Raw genomic sequence first — 25,994 nt, 5'->3', positions numbered from 1 at the left:
GTTTCTATTTCATAGTGAGTATTTTGTCCCTATTGGTAACCCCTATTTATTGCCCTTTTTCAGCTTTGAAGTAATAAATCCAAATAGCAATATACCAATACCACTAAGGAACAATACATAACTTATCGGTACTAGGAAAAAGAAAGGTTCTTCAAGGAATCCATCCGCTCCTACTTTACTGTTTGAAGCATGTATAGTTAAAGAAATAATCGCTAAAATCATGAAAGAAATAGCTACTACGTATTTATTTTTCATTTCACATTCTCCTCTACTTATGTAATTCTCCTTAAATCGTTAACATCATATTATCTAAAAAAACATTAACAGTCAATAATTACTTATTGTTTAACGATAAATAATTATTGACTAAACTAATAACAAAAAGGTTTACGAAGCATATTAAATCACTTCGCAAACCCTCTGTATTATAAATATTTACACTTCAAACCTCTTGCTTAATACAATATACATTGCGCAAAATAGCACGAATATCCCAGCATAAATTAACAAAATCTCTACACTAAACATATCCGACAATGGCCCAAATATTATCATTCCTAGAGGAAGCGCGCATGAATTCGCAATTTGTACAAGACTGAACATCCGTCCGTGCATTGATGGTTCTACTTTCTCCTGCAATAACACAGTAACTGGTGTATTGAAGCACGGCATCGTTATACCAATTAAAAAATTAAATACTAAATACATAATAAATATCGGTGCTATTCCGAGTCCAATCATAAGCAGTCCATATAATGCACAAGCTAGCGCTGTTGTATGCATACGATTACGAAAACCACCCCACGCGGCAATCAATACGCCACCAGCTGCCGCACCAGCACTAAAGGTCATCTCACTAGCAGTAAGTCTCCACATTTCGGCCCCGAAAGAACGAGTTACCATTAAAGGTGTTAAAAAAGCAGCTGGACTTATTAAAATCATGATGATAATCAATAAAACGATTAGCCTTTTAATAAATACATTTTCTTTTAAATAAGAGAATCCTTCTTTAATTCCTTGTAGATTAGATTTTTGCTTATTCTCTGCATTCACATGTCCCTCTACTTGAATGATAAGCATAATACTAATTCCAATCATAGCCGTAATAACATCAATAAAAAATGTTGTTTCAATGCTGGCAATAGAAAGAATCGCCGCACTTGCTGCTGGAGAAAGAAACATAATTAAAGATGTAATACTGCTATTTATTCCATTTACTTTCATAAGATACTCTTTCGGAACGATTTGCGGAATTAATGCATTCACAGCTGGCGTTTGTACTCCTGTTCCAGCTGAACGAATGAGTAACACAATAAAAAGTAACCAAATACTTTTATATCCTGTTAAAAATAAAATTGCTAAAACTAACGTCGCAATCGCTATAATTCCATCCGATAACATAATCATCTTTTTACGGTCATAACGATCAATCCAAACACCTGCAAACAAAGATATCGCAATTTGTGGTAGAAAACCGCAAACAGTTGAAATAGTCAACATCACTCCTGATGATGTTGTAAGGGTGATATACCATATAATCGCGTATTGCACGAGAGAGGAACCGAACAACGAAATAGTTTGAGCGGTCAAAAATAATATAATTTTCGTTTTCCAATTGTTTTCACTCATATGTTTCACACCCCCTTAACTAATCCCGTCTCTATATGAAAGATACTATCTGCCCAATCAAGATAAAAACTCGCTTCGTGAGATACGAGTATAATGCTGCCCTTAAACTTAATTAACGCCTTTTGCAAAGCTTCCTTCGCTTCTGCATCTAAATGATTTGTCGGCTCATCTAAAATTAATAAGTTACAAGGTGATAATAATAATCCGCACAGTTTCACCTTCGATTGTTCACCACCACTTAACGTACGAATTTCTTGCGAAACGTGCGTATCCTTCACTCCACACGCAGCTAAATGATGGCGTATTTCCTTCATATTCAGTTTAGGAAACTGTTCTGAAATAATTTGAAGCGGCGTTAAAGAATCATTGCTCCAATTTAAATCTTGCTCATAATATCCAATCTTTATTTGCTCTGAAAAGTGAAACTCTCCAGAAATACTATCAATATTTCCAACGATTGTTTTTAATAAAGTAGATTTTCCTACTCCATTGAAACCTGTAATAACAAGTTTTTGCCTACCCATTACTGAAAAATTCAACTTTTGTAAGAGAGCGAAGTCGTAACCAACTTCAAGGTTATTTACTTCAAGAACTGTCTGAACTGAAATGGGAAGTTCCTGAAAATGAATAGACGGTTTATGAGTAAAACTTGGTGGCGCAATTCTTTCCATACGCTCCAATTGTTTTCTACGACCTTGCGCTATTTTTGAATTCACCCCAGCAATATTTCTACGAATATACTCTTCCGTTTTTTCAATTTTCTTTTGCTGTGCATAATATTGGCGAATATAATCTTTTCGCAAATGCTCCTTCTGTCTTACAAAATCTGAGTATTTGCCGTAATACTTCTTAACTGTCCCGAACTCTACATCACATATGCAAGAAGTTACCTTTTCCAGAAAATCAAAATCATGTGATATGACAATAAACGCTCCTTCAAAATTCATTAAATAATTAGCAAGCCACTCCACATGCTCCTTATCAAGAAAATTCGTCGGTTCATCTAGTAATAAAATATTAGGCTCTTCTAATAAGAGCTTCGCTAAAATTACCTTTGCACGCTGCCCTCCGCTTAATTCACCAATAACACGATCCATCCCAATCACATCAATACCTAAGCCGGATGCCACCTTATTCGTAATACTATCTACTGAATAAAAATCATGAGCCTCGAGCAGTCCTTGAATTTCTGCCGCTTTCAATAGTTGATTTTCATCTCCGGTCATCGCACTTTCTTCATATAACTTGTTCATTCTCTTTTCCATTTCATACAAATCATAAAAGGCTCTCTTTAAATATTGAGAAATGGTATAACCCTCATCAATTTCTGCGTATTGATCAAGATGTCCAATTTGAATATTTGGTTGCCACTTTATGTCTCCCTTATCAGAAATAATTTCCCCCACCAATATTTTCATTAATGTGCTTTTCCCTGCACCATTCTGTCCAACAATTCCCATATGCTCCCCTTTATGCAAATCAAAAGAAGCATTTTCGTATAATACTTTATCTATAAAACTATGTGATAAACTTTCAACTTTAAGTAAACTCATTTTTATTCCTCTTTTCCTGAAATTAAAAAAAGCAGAGAGATAGCGTCATTCGACACTAGCCCTCTGCTTCGTGGTTTTTTCTATACTACTCCAATTTACAGTAAAGACTCATCGGAATAATATACACAAAGGGCCATAGACAAAGCATTGTCTATGGCCCCTTAATCTATTTTATACACCAGCTGAAAAACCATAACGAAATAAGCATAGATAAACTATACTTTTTTAGAAAAGTTATTCAGCCGATGAATATAGGGGATTTATACCCCTTGATTAAGCTCCGTACAACGCTTCACCGTATACATTTGTGCGGAGCAAAGTTTTCTAATGAGTTTTACAAATTTTATATAAAGCATATTCTGCACCTTCCTTAATACTTAAAAGGGATTTTAGCATACGGTTTTACGAAGCGTCAACATTACTTCCGAATCTTTCAACTACTTGTTTTCAAAATATTGCTTCTGAAACATACACATTCTTATCGCATTATGATAGTTACCATCAACGAAAAACTCATCGATAAGCTCACCTTCTACCATAAACCCAACCTTTTTATAAACATGTACTGCTTTTTCATTTTCCTTATCCACAACTAAATATATCTTATGCATATTTAATACAGCGAAAGCATAATCCATTGCTAAACGCGTCGCCTCTACTGCATAACCATATCCTTGATAATTCGGATCAATAATAATTTGGAATTCTGTTCTACGATGAATATAATCGATTTCTACTAACTCAACTAATCCAACCATTTCATTGTCTTTCTCAACGATAAATCGGCGTTCGCTTTGATCATGTATATGTTTATCGTATAAGTCTTGCAGCTCCACAAATGCCTCATATGGCTCTTCAAACCAATACGACATAATATGCGCATTATTATTCAGTTCGTGTACGAACTTTAAATCTTCTCGTTCCAATGGACGTAACTTCAATTCCTGATTCATTCCTATAACCTCCAAGTAAAAGAAACCTCTTCACTTAATTTCTCAATTTTTTTCGATTTCAAACGCCCTAATTTCATTGTAAACTTTCAAGCAACTTGAAGGTCAAGATGTAAAAAAGTAGTGCAAACTTATGTCTGCACTACTACTCTTTTCTCAAATCTCTCATATTCGATATGTATAAAGCAATAACTAAAACAAGAATTGCTCCTGCGTATAATAACGTCTCCATCGGTTCCTCATGAGACACAATAATCAATCGAATTAAGGCCGTAATTCCGATATAAATAAAATAACGTAACGGGAAATGATAGTTCGATTTAAAATACTTAATAATTAATGCAATGAACTCGAAGTATAAGAAATAAACGATGATACTTTCAACCAATTTATAAGACGTATACTCTTTTGCCGAAAAAATATACTGCACAAACGTAATTGTCTCATTCACTAAGAAAATCGATAACACAATGGATAATATAATTAAAGCTATATTTAATATCCATTGCAAAACACTAGCTATAACATGATCGATATTAAATGACTTCATTTTCTCTTTAGACTCCCCTTCGTATAAGTACTTATTTATTATAGCAAAATTACGATTGGAAAGAAGTTAAATCATATATTTGTCCTTTGTTGTTGCCAGTGTAGGGGAGATTTAGTGTGTGGAGAATTCTGTTTACAACCATACCCGACGAAACATGGAGAAACTCTTTCAAATTACCGTTCGTACATGTCGTACTAATGAGCAATGCATAATCTCGTATAGCATCCTCATGTGCCACTTTTGAAAAATCTTTACAACTTGTACAACGCCAGCCCTTCTTCACTTTAACCATTGGAATAACTAAGCATTTCTCACATTGTACTCCATTTAACAACTCCTCTTTTTCTATTTTATATTGCTCAAGTATATTTTGTTGAAGTGGAGAATGCTCCGTTATTATTTGATGAATGAGCCTATCTACATTATCTATAACTTTTCTCTTATATTTACTTTCAAACCACTTTATTTTATGAGGTAAATTTGCACTATGAATAATTGTATGAAGAAGATTGTCATCTGAAGATTTTATAATGGTACGAGGCGAGCTAATAACAACGAGGGACTCGATTGGAAGACTAGAGGAAAATCCATGTAAGCTTAACCATTTCTTTAATTGTATTTCTTGCCTTTTTATTTGTAAAACCGGATCTGGAAATCCCTCTGAATTTCCTTCTGTTATTCGGATAAGTTGATTAAACTTTGCATCAAACATTAATGTACCTGCTATATTTTTATCTCAAGAAAAAGAAGAAACTTTGTGGAAATGATAATAGTATCAATTTGAAAGTATTGATCATGATTAGATAAGCGAACATCATGTAAAACACTATACTCTTTCTCAGAAATAAAACTAAGTGGATAATCAATTGCTTGCTCCCCTTTATACCCCGCCATGTGTTTTGCCAAGTTTTCTCCAATTAAATTTCGTTTTGGATGATGTACAGGTAACCTTCTAAGCAGTGCTTCTAACTGTCTTATATAAATCGGCATTTTTCTTTCTTTCACAATCACCTCAAACACCCCTTTACAAATATATCAACGATTTTTTCAATATATCTATCATAACTCACAATATATCAACGATTTTTCCAATATATCGATTGGTCGACAATATCTGACACTACCTCACTCCAATCACTCACAGCATATCCTAGAAAAACACCTTCAGCAAAAACTTAAAATCGTATTTCCTCATAAAAAAAACCATAACCCGCTCCTCCAGCAAAGTTATGGTTTTTAACCCTGCAATGCCACTCTATCTATAACTTTGCCGTGAAGTCCACAAAATCCATTTGTACTTATAGCAACTTTCACTTTTTTCACACTGAAACTATATACCCCAAAATCGTTTCACAACGTTATTACTTCCGCATAGCTACAATTTATATAATAACGGTACAGTACAAATAACGTGCTGAATGACTAAGTATGGGGGCATAACGATGAACGAAGCGTTGCTATTAGTAGACATACAAAATGATTACTTTGAAGGTGGCAATATGGAATTACATCAACCTGAAAAAGCCGCACAAAAAGCGAAAGAAGTTTTGAAAGCATTTCGTGAAAAACATAAAACAGTTATTCACGTACAACATATTGCGAACAATGAAGGAGCTACTTTCTTTTTACCCGATACAGTAGGTGTTCAAATTTATGATGATGTACAACCGATTGCTAACGAAAGAGTCTTACAAAAACACCACTCCTACAGTTTTTCTCAAAAGTTTTGCACTACAATCGATTAGCTCTATTAGCAATTACATTATTATTAGCGGCTTTCCTTCTTCTTTACAATGTATTTTTTGGATTACTCGTAGGCACTACAGCAAGCTAGCGATTTTTTATAAATATGAACATTTTTTAGGAATTAGTTTATCTTTTTTTAATGTTTTATTTAGAGGCAGTTTATAGTCGGGGATTAACATAAGAAACGTAGCAACTAAGTTCATATATGACGCACTGCTACTATAATCGCTAACCGTACTACTTGAAATCATAAAATAAGGAGACGATAAAACATGAACAAAAAAGCAAAAGCACTATCATCCGTACTGCTCGGATTCACATTAGCATTAACAGGGTGTGCTGGTACTAAAGCTGAAGAAAATCATGGGAAACAAAAACAAGAACAAGTTGCTAAAGAAACAAAAAAGGAAAATAAATTAACTAAAGGGCAAAAAATGGCTAATATTCTTAGCGAGACAAATTGGCAAGGTACACGAGTGTATGACAAAGATAAGAATGACTTAACAAAAGAGAATGCAAACTTCATTGGTCTTGCAAAATATGATGCGAAGTCAGGCAGATATGAATTTTTTGATGCTAAAACAGGTGCAAGTCGTGGTGATAAAGGCACTTTCTTTGTCACAAATGATGGGAAGAAGAGAATATTAATTTCAGAATCAATGAAGTATCAAGCTGTCGTTGACATGACAAAACTAAATAAAAATGTATTTACTTATAAACGAATGGGGAAAGACGCTAACGGTAAAGATGTAGAAGTTTTCGTTGAACATGTCCCATATAAAGAAAAAGAACTTTCTTTCACTGATCCGGACAAGCAGCTGAACACGACTACAGGAGATATTGTTAAAAACGTTGATGGAGATAAAATTTTAGGCAGTACCCTTTGGCATGGAACAAAGGTATTAGATGAAGCTGGTAACGATGTAACACAGTTTAATTCGAATTTTATAAGTTTAGCAAAATTTGATGACAAATCTAATAAATATGAGTTTTTCAATAGCGAAACAGGTCAAAGCCGCGGTGATTATGGCTACTTCGATGTTGTACACGAAAATAAAATAAGAGCCCATGTTTCAATTGGAAATAACAAATACGGTGCTGCTCTTGAACTTACTGAACTAAATAAGAATAAATTTACGTATAAAAGAACTGGTAAAGACCAAGCTGGTAAGGATATAACTATATTCGTTGAACATGAACCTTATAAAGGTGATATGAAGCCACAATTTAGTTTTTAAATACGTTTGATTAAAGATCCTGTACTGAGTTGCAGGATCTTTCTTATTAAGCAAGAGAACGAAAAGACGAAAAACATGTAGCTTTTCGTCTTCACAATATTTCCACCTTATAGTTGATGATTTACAAAACCTAAAAACATGCCGATACAAAATAAAATAAATCCAATTAGAATTAAGGGAAGAGTGAAGCCACCCCAAGCTGGTTTATTAGCAAACGCCCTTATTTTAAAATTAATCCTCGCTAAAGACATGATAACGATACCCGCTATTGATAAAATTGTAGTTACATAAGTCATCTAGAATAATACTCCTCTTCTATATTGATTTTATATCTCTGCAAACCATCTACATAAGTGTTACAGTCCACTATTCATACATGTCATCCCAATTGTAGCAATCCAGCTTTGTGCCACATCATTTGTAAAATTCATTCTTCATTCCTAAAAAAAGACAGAACCAGACGGTTCGGTCTTTTTTGTTTTATAATAATCTCTTTCATTTTTGCTACAATACCTTTTTCTTATAAATCTTACGCTAACACAGCTTTTGATTAACTTATCCTGAAATATTATGAATTTGCGTTCAACTTATCTAAAATACCTTTATCTATTTTTGCTTGATTCACTTTAGTTATTTTAGAAACAATCCCACGGCGATCTTCCCAATCAATCAAATAATATTGATTTTTTTCCAATTCATTTTGCAAGGAAATTTTCAGTTCTCTTTCTTCCCCTTTTTTATCGTACACCTTCTCATCGTAAACATGATACGTAAGAACTTCTCCATTACTCAATTTTTCGTTTTCTACTTTAGAATCAGTCGTTACTTTTACATAATATTGTTTAGTCAAATAGTATCCATTCCCTGACTTCATATAGTAGAAAGCACCTCCTACTATAGCTAATAACACAAAAATTCTCATGATCCATTTCATATGGTAATACCTAACCTTTCTATTCTACTTGTAAGATTTATACCCGTTAAAATATAAATCTTCCTTACCTTAAGTATGCTTTAACCATAAAGATGGTACAATCCAGTTTCCTTACACCCACATTACATTTTTGTAATCCTATCATTTTACAAAAGTTTCTTAAGTTGGCCCAAAACAAAGGAACATAAAGTTTTATTCCTCCAATTGCCACACTTTTAGCAACACTTGTCCAAGTAATAGGAATTTCATTTCAATCCATTTTACGTGAAGAAGTAAATCAACGCCGATTAACTATATTAGGAATTACATTATTAATCAGCCCTCATCAATCGGGCTGCCCGGCAAATAGAGGAATAAAATTTGTGACTAAGTAAAAAAGCGCCCTACTTATAGGGCGCTTTTTTTATACTTAATGACTAATACTAGCTGTTGGATATAATGTTGTTCCTCCAATTGAAACTTTTATTTCATTTGTTAATGGAACATTTTGTTCATTAATAATTGTTCTCCACCATTCCCATGCAAGACCTGTACATTCTCTTGCTACAATTTTTATATTTTTTGAGTTCGGTGGAAGAGGGATAACTGTAGAGTAATGAGCCGTTTTGTCTTTTCCGCTACCATCCCACGTTTTATGTGTTAGTACTTCGTTACCCTTTTGGTCAAATGTGAATTCATCCCAAGATACATCAAATTGAGCAACGTAAGCACCGTAATGATCAAGTGTCATTTTAGCACTTGAATATTCTGTAGTTGTCGTCTCAATATAATCTGTATTGTTATGAACAGCAGCAGTTGCATTATCTTTTAAGAAAGTACTTGTATATGAAATTGGGTATGCTGGATTTTTAAGACTTAATTCAGCATTATCTTTAATGATATTTCGGATTTCATTGAAATCTTTAGTAACAACCTTGTTATGCTCTTTCGCATCTCCGCCTAATACTACAGCAGTAAAGGTACTTTCTTCAAAAATATCTTTATACTGTCCACTTGTTTCAACGCTGTTATTCTTAAGTAAGGCTTTAAAAGCAGCTTGTACATCTTTGCTCTTAGATGTTGTTTCTAATTTTACATAAATCGTTCTACCATAAGCTACATTTGAAACCATAACAGGTGGAGCCGAATTACTTACGCCTTTTCGAGTTAACTCGTCAAAAGTAACGCTATTATCAAAAAGGTCGGATGGATTGTTAGGTAGTTCAGCACTTACCGTATAAAATATTTGCTTATACGCCGCTACCATCACTTTTTTCTCTCCATTTGCAACCGCATTAAAATCAATGTTTAGACTGTTATCAAGATATTTAGCGTTAACATTAAGAGCGCTTGCGATTTGTGATTTACTATAAACCATAGATTCCGTATACTGCATTCTTGCAGGTAACGTATGTGTTGTAGAATACTTTTCATTCCAAGTAGATACTAAATCGTCTACTGCTCCAGCTACATTACCATATGTCGGATTTTGGACAGTGATTGTATTTTCTTTTCTCATGCCCGGTAAGTCTATACTAATATTCAAAGGCTTTCTCTTAGCCACTAATAAACTTGGTTGATTGTCTGCAAAAGCTTTATTAGCAAGTTGTACAGCTCCTGGATACGTACGATTCACTACAGAATCAATAATTGAAATATCGACTGGTGACGTTGTAAGTGATTTTTTCTCGCGTTCCACTACTACAAATTTACCATTTGAATTGATACTTTCTTTCGGAACAAAACTTTCTACTTTATCACCATTTACAGCTAAAACCTCTTGATTATTATATTTAAGATTTGCTATACCAGTATCAATGCCACTAGCATTTTTGGTTACATCAGTTGCATTACTTGCTTGTGTTTCTGCGAAGGAAATAGATGAATAATTAATAGTGCATAGACTAACTAATAAACATGCAAGGAACTTTCTTCTTTTAGTGTTTTTCTTAATATTCAGAAAAATCACCCCGTTCTTTTTTTAGTAAAATATGACAATGATTGATAAATGATTGCTAACTAATAAATTTACATAAATGCTTTTAAAAGTTCTTGAATTAACGGGATTACGCCACCTACAAATTTTAAAACTGCCATTGCGATTTCCATATTATTTCCTCCTTTTTATTGCTACGAAAATATGATTTATCTTTATGCCCTCATTATAGTGACCCCTTACACTTTTATCAATACACTCTGATATGCAATATTACATATAAAAAAACAAGCTGAATTCTTTTGAAAAATTATACAGAGATATTTTTTCCACTTGGTACATACTTGAAAAGGTGAAGCATTCTTTTGTATTTTATGAGTAATCACATAAAAAAAGCTGCTGCCTATAAAATACAGACAGCAACTTCAACTAGAGTGTCTTGCATAATCTACGCAAGACATTTTACAACTAATAAACTGCTATTGGCCCATAAGGACCATTAATAATTTCTATTTTTGTTTCAAAAATATCTGTCAAAAGTGTTGAGTCCATAACCTCTTCTACTGTTCCAAAAGCAGCAATTTGTCCATCTTTCATAGCACAAATTTTATCCGAGTATTTAGCTGCAAAATTTATGTCATGCATAACCGTCAAAATTGTTCTTCCAAATTCATTAGCTGCACGTCTTAAATGCTCCATCATTTGAACAGAACGAGCAACATCAAGGTTGTTCAAAGGTTCGTCCAAAAGTACATATTCCGTCTCTTGGCACAGTACCATCGCTACATATGCCCTTTGTCTTTGACCACCAGAAAGCTCATCTAAATATCTATTCTCTAAACTAGTTAAATCTAAGAAATCGATATATTTAGAAATGATAACCTCATCTTCTTTAGTCAACCTTCCCTTTGAATAAGGAAAGCGCCCAAATCCAACTAATTGTCTAACTGTAAGCCTAGTTACAAAATGATTTTCTTGTCGCAATATAGTCAAAACTTTTGCTAAGTCTTTTGATTTGGATTCAGAAACATCCATATTTGCTACCTGAATTTGGCCTTCATCCATATCTAAAAGTCTGCCAATCATCAAAAGTGTCGTTGACTTTCCAGCACCATTTGGTCCAATTAAAGAAGTAAAGCCTGCTTTTGGTATTTCAATATCCAAAGGTCCTATTTTTACCTTATCAGTATAGAACTTTTTAACATTATCAATTTTTATCATAAAGCCCTCTTCCTTAAAACTATAGTTAAGAATATGATTCCACCAAATAATTCAATAATAACTGAAACTACACCTTGAGCATGGAATACATGATACATTAAAAAGTATGCGCTCGTCATTATTAAAAATCCTATAGCAAAAGCCATCGGAAAAATATATCTATGATCATAAGTTGACGCTGCCTGATAACTCAAAGTTGCCACTAAAAAGCCGTAGAAAGTAAGTGGCCCAATTAGAGCTGTTGAAATGGACATTAAAATAGCTACTAATACAAGCGTATAAATTACACTAGGTTGGTATTTAACTCCAAAAGAAGTAGCAACATCTTTTCCTAGTGACAAAACATTCAAATTCTTAGAATGAGCAAAAATTAATACCGCTACAATTATGATCATAGGAATTACAATAGGAAAATATGCAGGATCTGCATGATTAACAGAACCAAATAATCTTGCTTGTAAAATATCAAATTCTGAAGGCGCAAGTAGTTTTCTCATGAAAGTTGACACAGAATTTAGCCCGGTACCAATAATAATTCCAACTAAAAGCATAAGTTGTAAATTCCCGTATTTACCGGAAAGTAACCATCCATAAAGTATTAAACTCATGAAGACCATAACAACAACTTGGAATAAAAATGAGCCAATTCCATTAAAATTTATTAACGCACTAGCACCAAAGAAGAATACTGTACTCGTTTGAATTGCTGAATAAAGTGATTCGAAACCTAAAAGTGAAGGAGTAATAATTTTATTATTCGTAATAGATTGGAAAGCAACTGTCGACAAGCTATGGCAAACCGCAGCAATAATCATTGCAACAATAGCTACTATCCTTCTCTTAACGACTGGGATAAAAGAAGGTGAATCTATCGGAACTGGATTGTTATACACTAAAAGGCCATATGAAGAAAGGAGACCTAAACCAATCAATGTTATCAGTAAAATCCAATAACGCCTTGCTTCCTTCTTAGAACGAAAAGCGCTAGCTGATCTACTTTCATTATGAAGGCTAGAATCGATTTCGACATTTTCTTTATTTCTATATTCTAATGTGATCATCGTAGCCTCCTTGGTTTTCTTTGTCTCAATAAAATAGTAATAAACACGACTGCTCCCACTGTTGCAAGGATTAATGAAACAGGTAATTCAAAAGGCTTTATAATTGTTCGAGAAATGATATCACAGGCAGTTATTGATCCCATTCCGATCACACAAACCCAAGGTAAATTACTCCTAAGATCATCACCTCTAAACATTGAAACGATATTTGGCACAATTAATCCTAAGAAAGGTAAGTGTCCAATAACAGCTGCAACAATTCCAACTGCAACAGAGATAAGAGCAGTCCCAAAAAGAACAATTCTATTGTAATTAACTCCAAGACTTGTTGCGACATCTTCTCCTAGTCCAGCTAAAGTCAATCTATTAGCATACATAAAAATAAGAAAAGTAATGATAACAATCAGCCATAAATATTCATATCTTCCCACCTGCATGTTAGCAAATGAACCTACAAACCAAGTTTCAATACTTTGCGTCTTTTGAAAAAGGAGTCCTAAAAAAGTAGACACTGCAGAAATTACTGCTCCAAGCATCAATCCAATAATCGGAACAATTAAAGACGAACGAAGCTTAACTCTTCTTAAAAATAGAAAGAAAATCATAGTTCCTATAAAAGAAAAAATGATTGCACCAGTCATTCTTTGAACTAAAGTCGGGGCAGGAAATAATAAATACACAAAAAGCAGGCCTAAGCCTGACCATTCAATAGTCCCCGTTGTAGTAGGTTCAACAAAGCGATTCTGTGTAATGAGTTGCATTACGAGCCCTGCCATCGCCATCGCAGCTCCAGTAAGCATTAATGCAGCTGTTCTCGGAACACGAGTTATGAAAAACATCTCTGTCCCGTCCTCTTGTCCACGTATATCATAAACTCCAGTAAACAGTGATATAATCCCTAAAATTATAACAACTATAACTGCTATTATAAAAGGTTTTGTCCATATTTTATTTTGATTATAAAACTGGGGTTGAGAAATATTCTCAACCCTAGAAATCATATTTTTTGACACTGTTTCGTACCCCTTTACACTACTTAGCTAAAGTTTTTGCCATATTTCCAAATAACTCTATATAAGTTTGAATTGATTCATTTGTGTAAGTATCTTCTGGTGCATAAATAACTTGTTTTTTAGAAACAGCAGTTGTGTTTTGAAGAGCAGGTGATTTAGAAATAACATCCTTAGCAGGTGTTGACTTAGCTGCATCAGATGTTGCAGCATCACGATCTAATACGAAAATCCAATCAGGATTTGTTTGTGCAATAGCTTCAACAGAAACGTCATCACCTTTATGACCTGCAGTAGAATTTGAAACTTCTAACGCTGGAGTCCAACCGAAAATTTCATACATTGGTCCCCAAACGCGACCAGAGTGCGGCGCAGCAAAACCAATATTACCACCAGTAACGATAACACTCATAACTTTATCTTTTCCGTTATAAGCAGATTTTGCTTTTTCAATAGATTTATCAAAATCAGCTACTAATTGTTTAGCTTCTTTATCTTTATTAAAGATTTTTCCTAAAGTAATTGTAGAATCTTTAAGTCCTTTTACTAAGTTTTCGCCAGGCTTAGTAGCTTTCTCAGAAACATCAAAATTAAGATCAATAACTGCTGCATTTGGTACTAATTTTTTGATTTCTTCGTAATGGTCAGCAAATCTTTGACCAACGATTACAAGGTCAGGGTTTGCCGCTGCAATAATTTCTAGATTTGGTTCACGGTGATTCCCAATATTTTGAACTTTTTCATCCTTTTTATATGCTGAATCAGCAGGCATGATATCCTTTGGAGCAGCCGCTAATTTAATTCCCCAATCAGATAAAGTTTCAAAAGTTCTGTTATCCAAAGCAACTACATTCTTTGGGTTTACAGGGACTTTAACAGTTCCATGAGCATCAGTGATTTCAACCGTTTTTGGCTTATCACTACCATTATCTTTATTATTAGCCTTCGAAGTTTCTTTACTTGAATCTGAGCAAGCTACTAACATTAAAGTGAAAACTGCTAGAATACTCACTAATTTTAAAAGCATAGATTTTTTCATATGTATACCCCTTATAGTGTGATTTATTTCGAAAATGATGACATCCATAGATTGAATTAGAAGGTAACTTTTATTCAATCGAATCGCTATTGATAATCATTTTCATTTGAACATCCTGTTAATTAGTATAGTCATTAATTCTGTGAAAATCTTGTGAATGGTGTGAATTCATAAAATCAGGCATAAAAAGTAATATGTGACGTCAGGCGTGTTGATTAGCTATGATTTCCTCTACAAAATACGCTCATTAATAGCTAATATTTTCATAATCCATTTTTTCACGTCTTTTAATACTTCTAAGAAACTATTTGATTATCTTATTTTTATCATTCAATCATTGAATAGCCTCTGCCATGTATCGTTTGAATATATCTGTCTTTCTTCTCGCACTTTAACTTTTTTCTTACATACCCAATATATAAGTCTACTACATTTGGATTTACTACTACGTTATATCCCCATACTTGATTCAAAAGCATTTCACGGCTCAATATTGTGTTTTTATTCTTGATTAAAAATACAAGTAAATCGTACTCTCGCTTAGTAAGCGACAGGTTTTCGCCACCTTTTTTCACAATATTGCTAGATGCATCAACAAAGAGATCTTTAAACTGAAAAAAGTTTATCTCCTTTTGCTGGTTACAATCACTTCTCCTTAAAATTGCTTGAACCCTTGCTACTAATTCTTCTTTCGCAAATGGTTTTCTTATATAATCATCTGCTCCTGCTTGTAACCCTGCTACGCAATCCTTGCTAGAAACATTGTCGGTCACAATAATGATCGGTGTCGTTTTAACTAATCGTATTTGTCTACAAATTTCTGGTCCGGATATACTTAATGAATCCCAATCCAATATGATAATATCCCAATCTTGTTCATATATTATATTTAAACCTTCGTTTTCATTGTGAAGTTTTAAAATGAAATAGCCTTCTTGCGTTAGACCGCTTACAATTTTCTTTGCTGAAGACCGTTCATTTTTAATCACCAACACCTGCTTCACCGATGGTTCACCTCTACTTCAATATAAATTATTTAGATAAAAAAATTATCCCGAAAAAATAATTTAAGATTTATAAATTTAAAACCCCTAAATAATCCATTAAAACAGTTTATTAGGAGAACTCTATATAATCTTACAATAGGTATGGATAAAAACACAAAACATATGAAGATTCGAATAAATTGTTTTTAATAGCACTTCACCGACCAGGATTTTAAAAGCACCCCTGCGAATAATAAGATAAAAGAAAGCATAAGAAAAGCACTTATCCATAGAATAAGTGCTTTTCTTATGCTTTCGCAATCGTATGATATTGATTCCCTTTAGGAAAGTGTATTGTCACTTTTGTATACTCATTCTCTTTTGATTCAACAGAAATATCATGCCCTAATTTATGAGACAATCGTTTCGCTAAATATAATCCTAATCCAGTTGATTTCGTATGAATTCGTCCATTCACCCCTGTAAATCCACGTTCAAATACTCGTCCAACGTCTTCAAGCTTAATACCAATTCCATTATCTTGAATAATGAGACGCTTTTCCGCTTTGTCTTCTTCCCCAATAAACTTAATGTCTCCATGCGAATCAGTATACTTTAATGCATTTGCCACAATCTGATCGACAATAAAAGATAGCCATTTTGTATCACTCTCTACTAGAAGTTGTAAGTTTATACGTTCAAATTGAATGCGCTTTGAAATAAATGACTTAGCATATTTTTTCATACTAGCACCCGTAATCGCCTCTAGAGAAACTTCTTGAATGAAATAATCTTTTGAAAAAGAATCAAGCCGTGAATAGTATAAAGCTTGTTCAACAAAGTGATCTATTTTTCCTAACTCATCCTCTAATTTATCAATTAAAATATCCGCTGGTTTGCCACTGCGCATCAATAGTTGACTAGCAGCAATCGGTATTTTAACTTCATGAATCCACGACATAATAAAATCATGATATTCTTTCTTTTCCTCGTGCAATACGTACATTTGCTCTTGTTGCTCTAAGTATAGTTTTTTTAATATATCCGTATATAGTTCCTGTTCATATGTATGTGGATTTGGGATAGCAATCACTGTATCCTGCTCTAAATGAAGAGCAATATGAAGTTCTTTATAAAATCTTTTATGATAAAAATACCCGATTATAAGATAGATAAGAATAAAAATTGCACTTACAACATTGATATATATAAGATTTGCTTTTGTATTACTTAATCCCTCACTTAAATAAATCATGGTAGAAATAAATAACATAATCAAAAAGTACAGAAGCATAAAATAACGGCGTTCTTTTATGTAACGAAAAATACTCATGTAATAATGTAACCTTGCCCTTTCTTCGTATGGATAAACTCCTCTTTTCCAAGTTCGGCAAGCTTCTTCCTTACACGAGCGACGTTTACTGTTAATGTATTATCATCAACAAAACTTTCATTTTCCCAGAGTTTACGCATAATATTATCTCGACTTACAATCGATCCTATATTCTGCATTAATATCTGTAAAATTTTAAACTCATTTTTTGTTAATTCCAATATTTGATTATGATAGGTTACTTCCCCGCTCTGTAAATTTAATACGACACCTTCATATTCAACAACATTTGTTTCAGTTTGTGTATAAGAATATGTACGTCTCATAAGAGCCTGAATTTTAGCCACTAAAACATCCGTATAAAATGGTTTCTGTACAAAATCATCTCCACCCATATTCATGGCCATTACCATATCCATAGGATTATCACGAGATGACAAGAAAATAATTGGTACTTTCGATACTTCACGAATTTTTCTACACCAATAAAATCCATCAAAATAAGGAAGGTTAATATCAAGTAAAACAAGTTGCGGAGATTGAGCCAAAAAATCGTTTAAAATATGTTCAAAGTTTGTACTCGTCCATACTTCAAATCCCCATTTCCCTAACTCATCGGCCACTGTTTCACGAATGGTTGGTTCATCTTCAACTAATAAAACTTTCATAAAAAGTTTGCCTCCTAGTACTATTTTAACCTTACAAGTTTGTAAGGTTTGAATTATAATTTGTAAGGTTGTCCTATGGTTTAGGTTATAAAATTACCATACAATAAGCTTATCATACAATAGAGGAGGATCCATATTGAACCCCGTATTACAGGCAAAACACGTAAGGAAGGTCTTTAGTAATAGAGGTAGCATATTTACTGCCCTCCATGATATTGATCTCACAATTTTTGAAGGTGAATTCGTTGGTATAATGGGTCCATCTGGATCTGGGAAATCTACTTTATTAAATATATTATCGACAATTGATATACCAACCACAGGAGAAATTATTGTTGATGGAAAAAATATTATAAAAATGAAAGATGAACAACTTAATGCATTCCGTAGTGACACATTAGGCTTTATTTTTCAGGACTACAATTTACTTGATACGTTAACGATAAAGGATAATATACTTCTACCACTTGCTTTAAGAAATATGAATGCACAAGAAATTGATGCACGTGTAGATGAAGTTGCAACAATGTTTGGCATTCAAGAATTGCTAAATAAATATCCGTATCAAATTTCTGGTGGACAACAGCAGCGTACTGTAGCAACGAGAGCTATTATAGGAAAACCAAAATTAATTTTAGCTGATGAACCTACAGGTGCACTAGATTCTAAATCAGCAGTTGATTTACTACAAATCCTACAAGTGTTAAATAAAAAACAACTTGCCACCATTTTGATGGTTACGCATGATCCCTTTGTAGCAAGTTATTGCAAACGCATCCTCTTTATTAAAGATGGAAAACTTTTCACAGAACTTGTAAAGGGCGAGATGCCACAAGAAGAATTTTCCCAAAAACTGTTACGTATTCTTTCTGCTCTTGGAGGTAGTGGGCATGACTCCATTTAGTATCATCCAAAAAAACTTACAAAGAAATCTTAAAAATTATGTACTCTACTTTGCATCTATGATACTTAGTATTGTCATTTATTTTATTTTTGTATCCTTACAATATAACGACTATATCGTAGAACAAACGAGTACAGCTAAAGGGATTTCAGATGTTTTTAAAGCCTCTTCTGTTATTCTAATCATTTTTGTAGCAATATTCATTTGGTATTCAAACTCATTTTTCACAAAGAAAAGAAAAAAAGAAATTGCATTATATTCCTTACTAGGTGTTCCAAAACGTCAAATTGGTACCATGTTATTTTATGAAAATCTTATCATAGGAATTATTGCACTCATTATAGGAATGAGCATAGGAGCTTTACTCTCAAAGGTGTTTTCCATGTTACTTTTAAAAGTAATGCAATTATCAACTGCTATTTCCTTTTCTATTTCTCTAGAAGCAATCATGCATACCATACTCGTATTTACCGTTATTATTTTAATAACATCTTTTCATGGTTATAGCATAATTTATAAGTTCAAATTGACGGAATTACTTCAGGCTGAAAGACAAGGCGAACTCATTCCAAAGGGATCCATATGGACCGCTTTATTAGGGATTATTTTAGTTATCTCTTCTTACTGGTTCGCACTTCAACCCATCTTCTCTTCTATATGGCTGGACCATAAGATACGGAATATGTGTATTATTTTAGGTGGTTCTATAATCGGTACATATTTCATATTTCGTTCTTTTACCGTTTTTTTATTACTTGGCTTACAGAAGAATAAAACACGCTATTACCGTGGGATTAATGTGGTTAGTGTATCTCAACTATTAGCACGCATTCAATCAAACGCCAAAACACTAACTGCCATTGCGCTATTAAGCACAGTCACACTGTGTGGAATCGGTGCTTCTTATAGTATGTATTATAAAAATAAAGTAATGATTGATAAAACCGAACCGTTTAGTTTTATGTATGTAAAAACAGATTCACATATAGATCAGCAAATTGAAAATACAATAAGAAACTCTAATCATATAATAAAAGAGAAAATTGCTATCCCTTTAATAAAAATAAAAGCAAACTTACAGGTGAATGGCATCTTGCCAATCGATTTTGAAAGAAATCCTAAAGAATTAAATTTATTATCGGAGAGTACATTCAATACACTAGCCGATAAAACGAATAAGGAGATAAAAGTATCCCTTCAAAATGTAGAAGTGGTTGCTCTTGATGCAAATAAGAGTAATACGTTTCAAACTGAATATAAAAATGGTAAAGTAAAATTGCATCTTTCAGGTAATGATTATTCATTGCAATTTGTAGGGAAAATTCAAGATAATATATTAAATGACTCATTACATGAATTCACTATCGTAGTGACCGACAAAGTTTTTTCTGATATTACAAAAAAACAAGAACCCTATATGCTACAAGCATATAAAGTATCCGATGACAAAAATACTAAGGAGTTAACAAAAGCACTGCAAATACTCCTTCCTAAAGACATCAATTTAATATCCAAATACAGCGCTTATACAGGTGTTGTGGAAGCAACAGGATTAGTCATCTTCGCTGGTGTATTTTTAGGGCTTGTCTTTTTAGCTGCAACTGGAAGCATCATTTACTTTAAACAATTAACAGAAGCAACTATAGATCAAGATAAATATATTATTTTACGTAAACTGGGTGTAAGTAAGCAAACCATCTTTAAATCGATTGCAAAACAAATAGCCTTCATATTTATTCTGCCACTTACTATCGGTAGCTTGCATAGTATTGTCGCTTTAAATGCACTTTCTAATACACTTGGCATAGATATTTTCATTCCAGTTTTAACTACCATAGTTGCATATACATTGATTTATTTTGCTTACTATATAATGACAGTAAAATCCTACAATAATATTGTGAATAAATAAAAAAAGCATCTCAACAGATGCTTTTTTTATTTATTCTTTTTAAAAGTTATCACATTATACGTTTTACTCATTTTCTCATAGAATAAACGCTTATCTCGTTTGAAAATATGCAATGCAAAATGCAATAAGATTAAACCATTAAAAATAAAGAATAGTAAAAGGAAAATTATCTCTAATTGCTCATTTAATACTCTAGAAGCAATTAAAATATAATTGATACCACCAATCCCGTAATATAACAGGCCATAGCGTTTACATAATTCAATGAAAGTAATTCTCTCTCCTTGCCCTTTTACTCTAAAATGAAGAATCCATTTCCCAATTGTTTTCCCATTTGTGAAATAAGGAACAACAATAAAATAAACGAATATCCAAACGAAGACAAGTAAAAGCTCGTCCATTTTTTCAGCAGGGTTAAATATAAATACCATGGAAACTTTAACATTGAATATTAAAGAAGTCACAATCCCAATAACAAGCCAATCCATCCAAAGAGCGAGGAAACGTCGTGTCATACGAACTGGTTTATTTTCAAAATCAACTTTTTCATCCATCGCATGTACATCTGGTAGGAAATAAGTAAATATTGGTGCAATCATATATCCAGCAAATCCACCAAGCGTATTTAAGAATAAATCATCAACATCAAATAAACGATATGGACAATTATATAGTCCATAGAACCCAGTTAATTGTGTAACTTCGAAGAATAAGGAAACAAAAAATGTAATAATAACAGTTTGTAACAGATTACGACGGAAATAATATCGTAAATAAACGCCTAATGGTAACAATAAAAGAAAGTTAAATGCCACCTGTAAAAATGCACGCTCTTTCAAAATTCCAATGTATGACATTGGATTCGCAAAATTCACCTTTGTTTCTCTCAAGATGTCCATGATTGAAGTAAAAGGTGTTATTTGATAATGCTGTATTCCTGGACGTTGCATACTACACGTATCAAACGTTGCCGGAAACGGTAAAATAATTAAATAATAGGCCGCCATTGAAAATAATAATAAAGAGTACAAAACAAACATACGTAAATAATTAATATACCCATGCTTGCGATACTGCCAAATTAAAAAAGGAATTAATAAAATAAAACCAGCGATTGGAAATGTAATTATCGCCGTCTTAATCGGGAATAAATAAGCACCCAAGTTCTTCACCTCCAAAATATACAACATTCGCTATTATAACAAATTTTTCTTTTTATGCCATTTTCAGTTTTATTTGTTTTTTCATTCAATTAATTTAATTTTCAAGTGAACTTATTACTCATCAAAAAGACTCTAAAGAATTACTACTTACCAGTAATTCTTTAGAGTCTTTTTATGTACATAAAAAATATCTCCATGCAGGTTCCTTACAAAAATGTAAGATTCCAGTTAGATACATCGATGTTTGCAACTTTTAATCACTTGTAAACTAACAATAGTTAATCAAGCAATACTGGAGGGTTAATCTGTTATCGTCGCAGATTTAATACATGCACTAAAAATCATAATAGAAAGGATGTATGAATTATGAATGCAATAAAACAAAGTTTACCTCAAAAGAATCGAATTGTTGATTTAGATGTCATACGAGGTTTTGCCTTAATTGGCATTTTCTTAGTGAATATATCAATGTTTTTTAACGAAGCTGATGTATCCAATACTACTTTACCAGATGATAAATGGATTAACATTTTTGTAACCGGAAAGTTTTATGCCATTTTCTCACTACTATTTGGAGCTGGATCAGCCCTATTCTTAGCTCGAGCAAAAGCAAAAGGTCAACCATATTTTATCTATATACGCCGTATGATCATACTAGCAGTAATTGGTTTATTACATGCTAGTGTTTGGGGAGGAGATGTCTTAATTTCTTACGCCATTGTCGGGTTACTATTATTAAGTCTTCATAAAGTTCCTGGCCGATTATTGTTAGTAATTTCTTTAAGCTTACATGTAATGGGCATAATCGTAAGTATAATATCTTACAATTATATATTTCAGTTAAAGTCGAACATACCTCCATTTCTTGATGCTCTTCAAATATTAACTATGATAACTTCATTTTTAATCTATTTTATAGAAGGGTATTCACTAATGAAGTTGGATGTTCTTACTAAATTAAAACAACGCCCAAAACTTCATAAATTGCTCATTATTATGTTTAGTATTGTTTCTATTACTGGGGTTACTGTACAGATTCTAACACCAAGTGCAAAGCTATCTTTTATATTACTAAACATTTTACAACCATTTCTCACAATAACTTATATTTTAATCCTTGTAGCTCTGTTGAAAAGTACGGTAGGAAGCACTGTATTAAAACCATTACAAGCTTACGGGAGAATGGGAATGAGTAATTATTTAGGACAGACCTTTATTGGAATGTTCATTTTACCAATAACTCTAAGCGTATTTTCACCAGCAATCGCTATGGTGAGTATGTGTTTCCTAACATGGATTTTTCAAATCACGATTAGTAATGTTTGGTTAAAATATTTTAATTTTGGACCTGTAGAATGGATCTGGCGTTGCTTAACTTATTGGAACTTAATGCCTATCCGAAAAAAATAATAATAAGAAATAACATATAGGAGGATATAAAAATGCAAAGACCTGTTGTAGACGTAAAAAATGTTCAGAAAGTATATGGTAAAAAAGGTGAAAATCAGTCATATGCCTTAAAAGGTGTATCATTTTCAATTCGAGAAGGTGAATTTGTAGGAATTATGGGGCCATCTGGTTCAGGAAAAACAACATTATTAAATGTAATTTCTACATTAGATCATGCAACAGACGGCAAAGTTGAAATTGCAGGTACGGATATTACAAAAATGAAGCAAGGCGCACTCTCTGATTTCCGTTCCAAAAAATTAGGATTTATTTTTCAAGACTTTAACCTTTTAGAAAATTTATCAATCTATGAAAATATTGCATTACCACTTTCCCTGCAAGGTGTTCCTTCTCGAAAAATTGGACCAAAAGTAACAAAAGTAGCAGAGATGTTAGGAATTTCAGCAATTCTTCAAAAGTATCCTTCAGAAGTATCCGGTGGCCAAAAACAACGTTCTGCCGCTGCACGTGCACTCGTTCATGAGCCCGCGATTATTTTAGGAGATGAACCAACTGGAGCACTTGATTCTAAAAATGCAACTAGCCTTTTAGATGCAATGAAAAGTCTCAATGAAGAACAAAATGTTTCAATTATGATGGTTACTCATGATCCATTTAGCGCAAGTTACTGCCAGCGCATTTTGTTCATTCAAGATGGAGAGCTGTATAGAGAACTACATCGTACAACAAACCGCGAAATGTTTTATAAAGAAATTTTAAATGTACTTGCTGATTTAGGTACACAAAAAGCATAAGAAAGGAATTTTACAACATGTTACTCAAACTTTCGATGTCAGGACTAAAAAGTAAAATAAGAGATTACATTGTCTTATTAATTGGACTTGTTATGTCCATTTCTATCTTTTATATGTTCCAAACACTAGCGATGAATGATTCATTTATTAAAGCAAATGCAATGGTTAGCACCATTGGAATCATCTTTCAAATAGGTTCATTTTTATTAGCGACTATCACCTTCTTCTACATCTTATATGCGAATTCATTTTTACTGTCATTAAGGCAAAAAGAGTTCGGTATGTATATGATGTTAGGTGCGAAAAAATATAAAATTACAATGCTCATGTTTATAGAAACTTTAGCTATCGGTATCACTTCACTTATTATTGGGATTGGAATCGGTATTGGACTTTCTAAAGGAATTGGACAACTTCTCATGAAAGAGTTAGAGTTTGCTTCCGATGGATACCATGCTCTTTATATTCCATCTATTCGTGTAACAGTAATATTTTTCTTCATTCTGTTTTTCTTAGCTGCCATTATGAATACAGCGAAACTATCTCGCATTACAATATTACAACTGGTTCATTCTGAGATGAAAACAGACAAACCTTCAGTAAAAGGAATCAAAACTTTCTTTGTATCATTAATTGGTGCTGGTTCATTAGCAATTGGATATGCAGCGTTAATAAACATAGAAACTTTATCATTTGCTGGATTTCCTATCGCTACAGTAGCAACGACATTAGGAACATATCTTATTTTCATTTCTTTATTACCGCTAACTATGAAATTACTCAAAAAAATTAAGCCATTAAATGAAAAAGGATTAAACTCTTTTACTTTTGCTCAATTAACCTTCCGAGTAAATGATTTAACGAAAGTATTAGCAACTGTAGCAATGTTAATTGCACTTGCAGTTGGAGCAATTGCTGGCGGAATGGCTTTTAAAAACAATATTAGCCTAGCTACTGATATTTCTTACCTATATGATGTAGCAATTCACAACCCAACAGCAGATGAGAAAAAAGTATTAAAAAAGATCAAATTTGAAGAACAAGCGGATTATCGCTACAAAGTTGACCAGCAATTTGTTTACTACTTGAAAGAAGACTTAGAAAAGGATCGACCTCTCGTTCAAATTGGATTTGAGCAAAAGAAAATCGGTAAAGTAGAAAGAACTGCAAGTGAACTTCCAGTCGGGGCAATTGTAAAGAAAGGTCAAAATGATACAATTGACGGTCTTACTCTTTCTGAAGAATGGAAGAATGTATTCAAAGAAATACAGCCTGAATACTTATACAAACAACAACATATAAAAATTGTAGACCAAAAGATGTACAATCAAATAAAAACAGCAGAACAATATGTTGTAATTGGAAAAACTAATGATTACGCAACGTATAAGAAAGAATGGAAAGAACTTGATCAATTACAATTAGCAAAATATAAGGATATAACTAAGGATCAGTTGAATAGTAAATTTAGCTTTTACGAATTTATGTACACTTTCACAAGTGGTACAGTCTTTATGGGCTTCTTCTTAGGAATTGCTTTCTTAGCTATGATGGCAAGTTGCTTAATGTTCAAAATTCTATCTGGTGCAACAAAAGATACAAAGCGCTATCAAATGTTGCGTAAAATAGGAGTACGTCGCGAGCTATTAGCGTGGTCAATCTATAAGGAGTTATTGTTAGTATTCTTATTCCCAGCTACCATTGGCATCTCTCATGTAATTGTCGGTATGAATCTGTTCTCCGTCATCGTGGTTGACCCATACTTCCGTATTTGGATTCCACTGGCAATTTTCGCAGTGATCTATACTGTTTATTATTTAATTACAGTTCAATTGTATAAAGGGATTGTACTTCCGAAAGAAAGATAATAAAAAGCTGGTGACATGCTGTCATCAGCTTTTTTATATCCCATATTAATCATTTATCCACTATACTAATATATGCACTTGATTCTATTTTAAATTTCAACAACTGATTG

22 protein-coding genes and 2 pseudogenes are annotated in these 25,994 nt (G+C 33.0%); 7 read left to right on the top strand and 17 right to left on the bottom strand.

Annotated elements, in window-relative coordinates; translation table 11 throughout:
- Positions 1-42: 42 nt before the first annotated feature.
- From ACTFRU_RS19665 to ACTFRU_RS19640, 6 genes and pseudogenes are all read right to left on the bottom strand, one after another.
- A complete protein-coding gene (locus tag ACTFRU_RS19665) occupies positions 43-255 on the bottom strand; it encodes a DUF3955 domain-containing protein (RefSeq protein WP_142320259.1) in 213 nt (70 codons plus the stop codon).
- A gap of 180 nt (positions 256-435) precedes the next feature.
- Positions 436-1,629 (bottom strand): MFS transporter, encoded by a 1,194-nt coding sequence (locus ACTFRU_RS19660; protein ID WP_001293752.1) that lies wholly within the window; start codon positions 1,627-1,629, stop codon positions 436-438.
- 5 nt (positions 1,630-1,634) lie between these two features.
- Positions 1,635-3,182 (bottom strand): ABC-F family ATP-binding cassette domain-containing protein, encoded by a 1,548-nt coding sequence (locus tag ACTFRU_RS19655; RefSeq protein ID WP_440037773.1) that lies wholly within the window; start codon positions 3,180-3,182, stop codon positions 1,635-1,637.
- A gap of 437 nt (positions 3,183-3,619) precedes the next feature.
- Positions 3,620-4,135 carry a spermidine N1-acetyltransferase gene (gene speG / locus ACTFRU_RS19650; RefSeq protein ID WP_001071095.1) on the bottom strand — a complete coding sequence of 172 codons (516 nt, stop codon included), beginning with the start codon at positions 4,133-4,135 and terminating at the stop codon, positions 3,620-3,622.
- Between the two features lie 142 nt (positions 4,136-4,277).
- A complete protein-coding gene (gene psiE / locus ACTFRU_RS19645) occupies positions 4,278-4,682 on the bottom strand; it encodes a phosphate-starvation-inducible protein PsiE (RefSeq protein WP_000834708.1) in 405 nt (134 codons plus the stop codon).
- A 49-nt stretch (positions 4,683-4,731) separates the two neighbouring features.
- Positions 4,732-5,687 (bottom strand): annotated as a pseudogene (locus ACTFRU_RS19640) (nuclease-related domain-containing protein).
- A 437-nt stretch (positions 5,688-6,124) separates the two neighbouring features.
- Between ACTFRU_RS19640 and ACTFRU_RS19635 the strand changes: the two are divergent.
- Both ACTFRU_RS19635 and ACTFRU_RS19630 read left to right on the top strand, forming a co-directional pair.
- Positions 6,125-6,397, top strand: a pseudogene (locus ACTFRU_RS19635) (isochorismatase family protein); the annotation flags it as partial.
- Positions 6,398-6,700: 303 nt separating this feature from the next.
- The gene (locus tag ACTFRU_RS19630) at positions 6,701-7,666 is read left to right on the top strand and encodes a DUF4822 domain-containing protein (protein WP_001034145.1); all 966 of its coding nucleotides are present in this window, start codon (positions 6,701-6,703) and stop codon (positions 7,664-7,666) included.
- Between the two features lie 107 nt (positions 7,667-7,773).
- On the opposite strand, the gene ACTFRU_RS19625 is transcribed toward ACTFRU_RS19630, so the two are convergent.
- The 10 genes from ACTFRU_RS19625 to ACTFRU_RS19580 all read right to left on the bottom strand — a co-directional run bounded on the left by ACTFRU_RS19625 (position 7,774) and on the right by ACTFRU_RS19580 (position 17,833).
- Positions 7,774-7,962: a hypothetical protein gene (locus tag ACTFRU_RS19625; protein ID WP_000222858.1), complete on the bottom strand. Its 189-nt coding sequence runs from the start codon at positions 7,960-7,962 to the stop codon at positions 7,774-7,776.
- A 272-nt stretch (positions 7,963-8,234) separates the two neighbouring features.
- The gene (locus tag ACTFRU_RS19620; RefSeq protein ID WP_440037772.1) at positions 8,235-8,600 is read right to left on the bottom strand and encodes a YxeA family protein; all 366 of its coding nucleotides are present in this window, start codon (positions 8,598-8,600) and stop codon (positions 8,235-8,237) included.
- A gap of 409 nt (positions 8,601-9,009) precedes the next feature.
- Positions 9,010-10,548, bottom strand: coding sequence for an anthrolysin O/cereolysin O family cholesterol-dependent cytolysin Alo (gene alo / locus ACTFRU_RS19615; protein ID WP_000576728.1), 1,539 nt, complete (start codon positions 10,546-10,548; stop codon positions 9,010-9,012).
- Positions 10,549-10,983: 435 nt separating this feature from the next.
- Complete coding sequence (locus ACTFRU_RS19610; RefSeq protein WP_000590071.1) at positions 10,984-11,736, bottom strand: iron ABC transporter ATP-binding protein; 753 nt, start codon at positions 11,734-11,736, stop codon at positions 10,984-10,986.
- On the bottom strand, positions 11,733-12,797 hold the full coding sequence (locus ACTFRU_RS19605) for an iron chelate uptake ABC transporter family permease subunit (RefSeq protein WP_000631250.1): 1,065 nt from the start codon (positions 12,795-12,797) through the stop codon (positions 11,733-11,735). Before ACTFRU_RS19605 ends, ACTFRU_RS19610 begins: the two co-directional genes overlap by 4 nt.
- Positions 12,794-13,810 (bottom strand): ABC transporter permease, encoded by a 1,017-nt coding sequence (locus ACTFRU_RS19600; RefSeq protein ID WP_440037771.1) that lies wholly within the window; start codon positions 13,808-13,810, stop codon positions 12,794-12,796. The genes ACTFRU_RS19605 and ACTFRU_RS19600 overlap by 4 nt, the downstream gene beginning before the upstream one ends.
- 19 nt (positions 13,811-13,829) lie before the next feature.
- Entirely contained in the window at positions 13,830-14,846 is a 1,017-nt protein-coding gene (locus tag ACTFRU_RS19595; protein ID WP_000749445.1) for a siderophore ABC transporter substrate-binding protein, read from the bottom strand.
- A 326-nt stretch (positions 14,847-15,172) separates the two neighbouring features.
- The gene (locus ACTFRU_RS19590; protein WP_440037770.1) at positions 15,173-15,850 is read right to left on the bottom strand and encodes a response regulator transcription factor; all 678 of its coding nucleotides are present in this window, start codon (positions 15,848-15,850) and stop codon (positions 15,173-15,175) included.
- Between the two features lie 289 nt (positions 15,851-16,139).
- Positions 16,140-17,165, bottom strand: coding sequence for a sensor histidine kinase (locus tag ACTFRU_RS19585; RefSeq protein WP_440037769.1), 1,026 nt, complete (start codon positions 17,163-17,165; stop codon positions 16,140-16,142).
- Positions 17,162-17,833: a response regulator transcription factor gene (locus tag ACTFRU_RS19580; RefSeq protein WP_086707183.1), complete on the bottom strand. Its 672-nt coding sequence runs from the start codon at positions 17,831-17,833 to the stop codon at positions 17,162-17,164. The genes ACTFRU_RS19585 and ACTFRU_RS19580 overlap by 4 nt, the downstream gene beginning before the upstream one ends.
- Before the next feature lie 136 nt (positions 17,834-17,969).
- Between ACTFRU_RS19580 and ACTFRU_RS19575 the strand changes: the two genes are divergently transcribed.
- Entirely contained in the window at positions 17,970-18,737 is a 768-nt protein-coding gene (locus ACTFRU_RS19575) for an ABC transporter ATP-binding protein (protein ID WP_440037768.1), read from the top strand.
- Positions 18,724-20,649 (top strand): ABC transporter permease, encoded by a 1,926-nt coding sequence (locus tag ACTFRU_RS19570; RefSeq protein WP_440037767.1) that lies wholly within the window; start codon positions 18,724-18,726, stop codon positions 20,647-20,649. Before ACTFRU_RS19575 ends, ACTFRU_RS19570 begins: the two co-directional genes overlap by 14 nt.
- Before the next feature lie 26 nt (positions 20,650-20,675).
- Here ACTFRU_RS19570 and ACTFRU_RS19565 read toward each other — a convergent pair whose 3' ends face one another.
- Positions 20,676-21,812, bottom strand: a complete 1,137-nt coding sequence (locus tag ACTFRU_RS19565; RefSeq protein WP_440037766.1) for a VanZ family protein — start codon at positions 21,810-21,812, stop codon at positions 20,676-20,678.
- Between the two features lie 366 nt (positions 21,813-22,178).
- Here ACTFRU_RS19565 and ACTFRU_RS19560 point away from each other — a divergent pair, with 366 nt between their 5' ends.
- The 3 genes from ACTFRU_RS19560 to ACTFRU_RS19550 are packed head-to-tail and all read left to right on the top strand — an operon-like array spanning position 22,179 to position 25,884.
- Entirely contained in the window at positions 22,179-23,222 is a 1,044-nt protein-coding gene (locus tag ACTFRU_RS19560) for a DUF418 domain-containing protein (RefSeq protein WP_440037765.1), read from the top strand.
- A 32-nt stretch (positions 23,223-23,254) separates the two neighbouring features.
- Positions 23,255-24,016, top strand: a complete 762-nt coding sequence (locus tag ACTFRU_RS19555; protein ID WP_147806422.1) for an ABC transporter ATP-binding protein — start codon at positions 23,255-23,257, stop codon at positions 24,014-24,016.
- 17 nt (positions 24,017-24,033) lie between these two features.
- Positions 24,034-25,884 (top strand): FtsX-like permease family protein, encoded by a 1,851-nt coding sequence (locus ACTFRU_RS19550; RefSeq protein ID WP_440037764.1) that lies wholly within the window; start codon positions 24,034-24,036, stop codon positions 25,882-25,884.
- Positions 25,885-25,994 lie beyond the last annotated feature (110 nt).

This window comes from Bacillus cereus group sp. MYBK220-1, assembly GCF_051916445.1.
Lineage (GTDB): Bacteria > Bacillota > Bacilli > Bacillales > Bacillaceae_G > Bacillus_A > Bacillus_A cereus.
This window is presented reverse-complemented; position numbering and strand designations above follow the sequence as displayed.

What these genes read in the sequence shown, in the direction of transcription:
- ACTFRU_RS19665 (WP_142320259.1), bottom strand. Translation starts at nt 255, where the DNA reads ATGAAAAATAAATACGTAGTAGCTATTTCTTTCATGATTTTAGCGATT.
- ACTFRU_RS19660 (WP_001293752.1), bottom strand. Translation starts at nt 1,629, where the DNA reads ATGAGTGAAAACAATTGGAAAACGAAAATTATATTATTTTTGACCGCT.
- ACTFRU_RS19655 (WP_440037773.1), bottom strand. Translation starts at nt 3,182, where the DNA reads ATGAGTTTACTTAAAGTTGAAAGTTTATCACATAGTTTTATAGATAAA.
- speG (WP_001071095.1), bottom strand. Translation starts at nt 4,135, where the DNA reads ATGAATCAGGAATTGAAGTTACGTCCATTGGAACGAGAAGATTTAAAG.
- psiE (WP_000834708.1), bottom strand. Translation starts at nt 4,682, where the DNA reads ATGAAGTCATTTAATATCGATCATGTTATAGCTAGTGTTTTGCAATGG.
- ACTFRU_RS19630 (WP_001034145.1), top strand. Translation starts at nt 6,701, where the DNA reads ATGAACAAAAAAGCAAAAGCACTATCATCCGTACTGCTCGGATTCACA.
- ACTFRU_RS19625 (WP_000222858.1), bottom strand. Translation starts at nt 7,962, where the DNA reads ATGACTTATGTAACTACAATTTTATCAATAGCGGGTATCGTTATCATG.
- ACTFRU_RS19620 (WP_440037772.1), bottom strand. Translation starts at nt 8,600, where the DNA reads ATGAAATGGATCATGAGAATTTTTGTGTTATTAGCTATAGTAGGAGGT.
- ACTFRU_RS19610 (WP_000590071.1), bottom strand. Translation starts at nt 11,736, where the DNA reads ATGATAAAAATTGATAATGTTAAAAAGTTCTATACTGATAAGGTAAAA.
- ACTFRU_RS19605 (WP_000631250.1), bottom strand. Translation starts at nt 12,797, where the DNA reads ATGATCACATTAGAATATAGAAATAAAGAAAATGTCGAAATCGATTCT.
- ACTFRU_RS19595 (WP_000749445.1), bottom strand. Translation starts at nt 14,846, where the DNA reads ATGAAAAAATCTATGCTTTTAAAATTAGTGAGTATTCTAGCAGTTTTC.
- ACTFRU_RS19585 (WP_440037769.1), bottom strand. Translation starts at nt 17,165, where the DNA reads ATGAGTATTTTTCGTTACATAAAAGAACGCCGTTATTTTATGCTTCTG.
- ACTFRU_RS19580 (WP_086707183.1), bottom strand. Translation starts at nt 17,833, where the DNA reads ATGAAAGTTTTATTAGTTGAAGATGAACCAACCATTCGTGAAACAGTG.
- ACTFRU_RS19570 (WP_440037767.1), top strand. Translation starts at nt 18,724, where the DNA reads ATGACTCCATTTAGTATCATCCAAAAAAACTTACAAAGAAATCTTAAA.
- ACTFRU_RS19560 (WP_440037765.1), top strand. Translation starts at nt 22,179, where the DNA reads ATGAATGCAATAAAACAAAGTTTACCTCAAAAGAATCGAATTGTTGAT.
- ACTFRU_RS19555 (WP_147806422.1), top strand. Translation starts at nt 23,255, where the DNA reads ATGCAAAGACCTGTTGTAGACGTAAAAAATGTTCAGAAAGTATATGGT.
- ACTFRU_RS19550 (WP_440037764.1), top strand. Translation starts at nt 24,034, where the DNA reads ATGTTACTCAAACTTTCGATGTCAGGACTAAAAAGTAAAATAAGAGAT.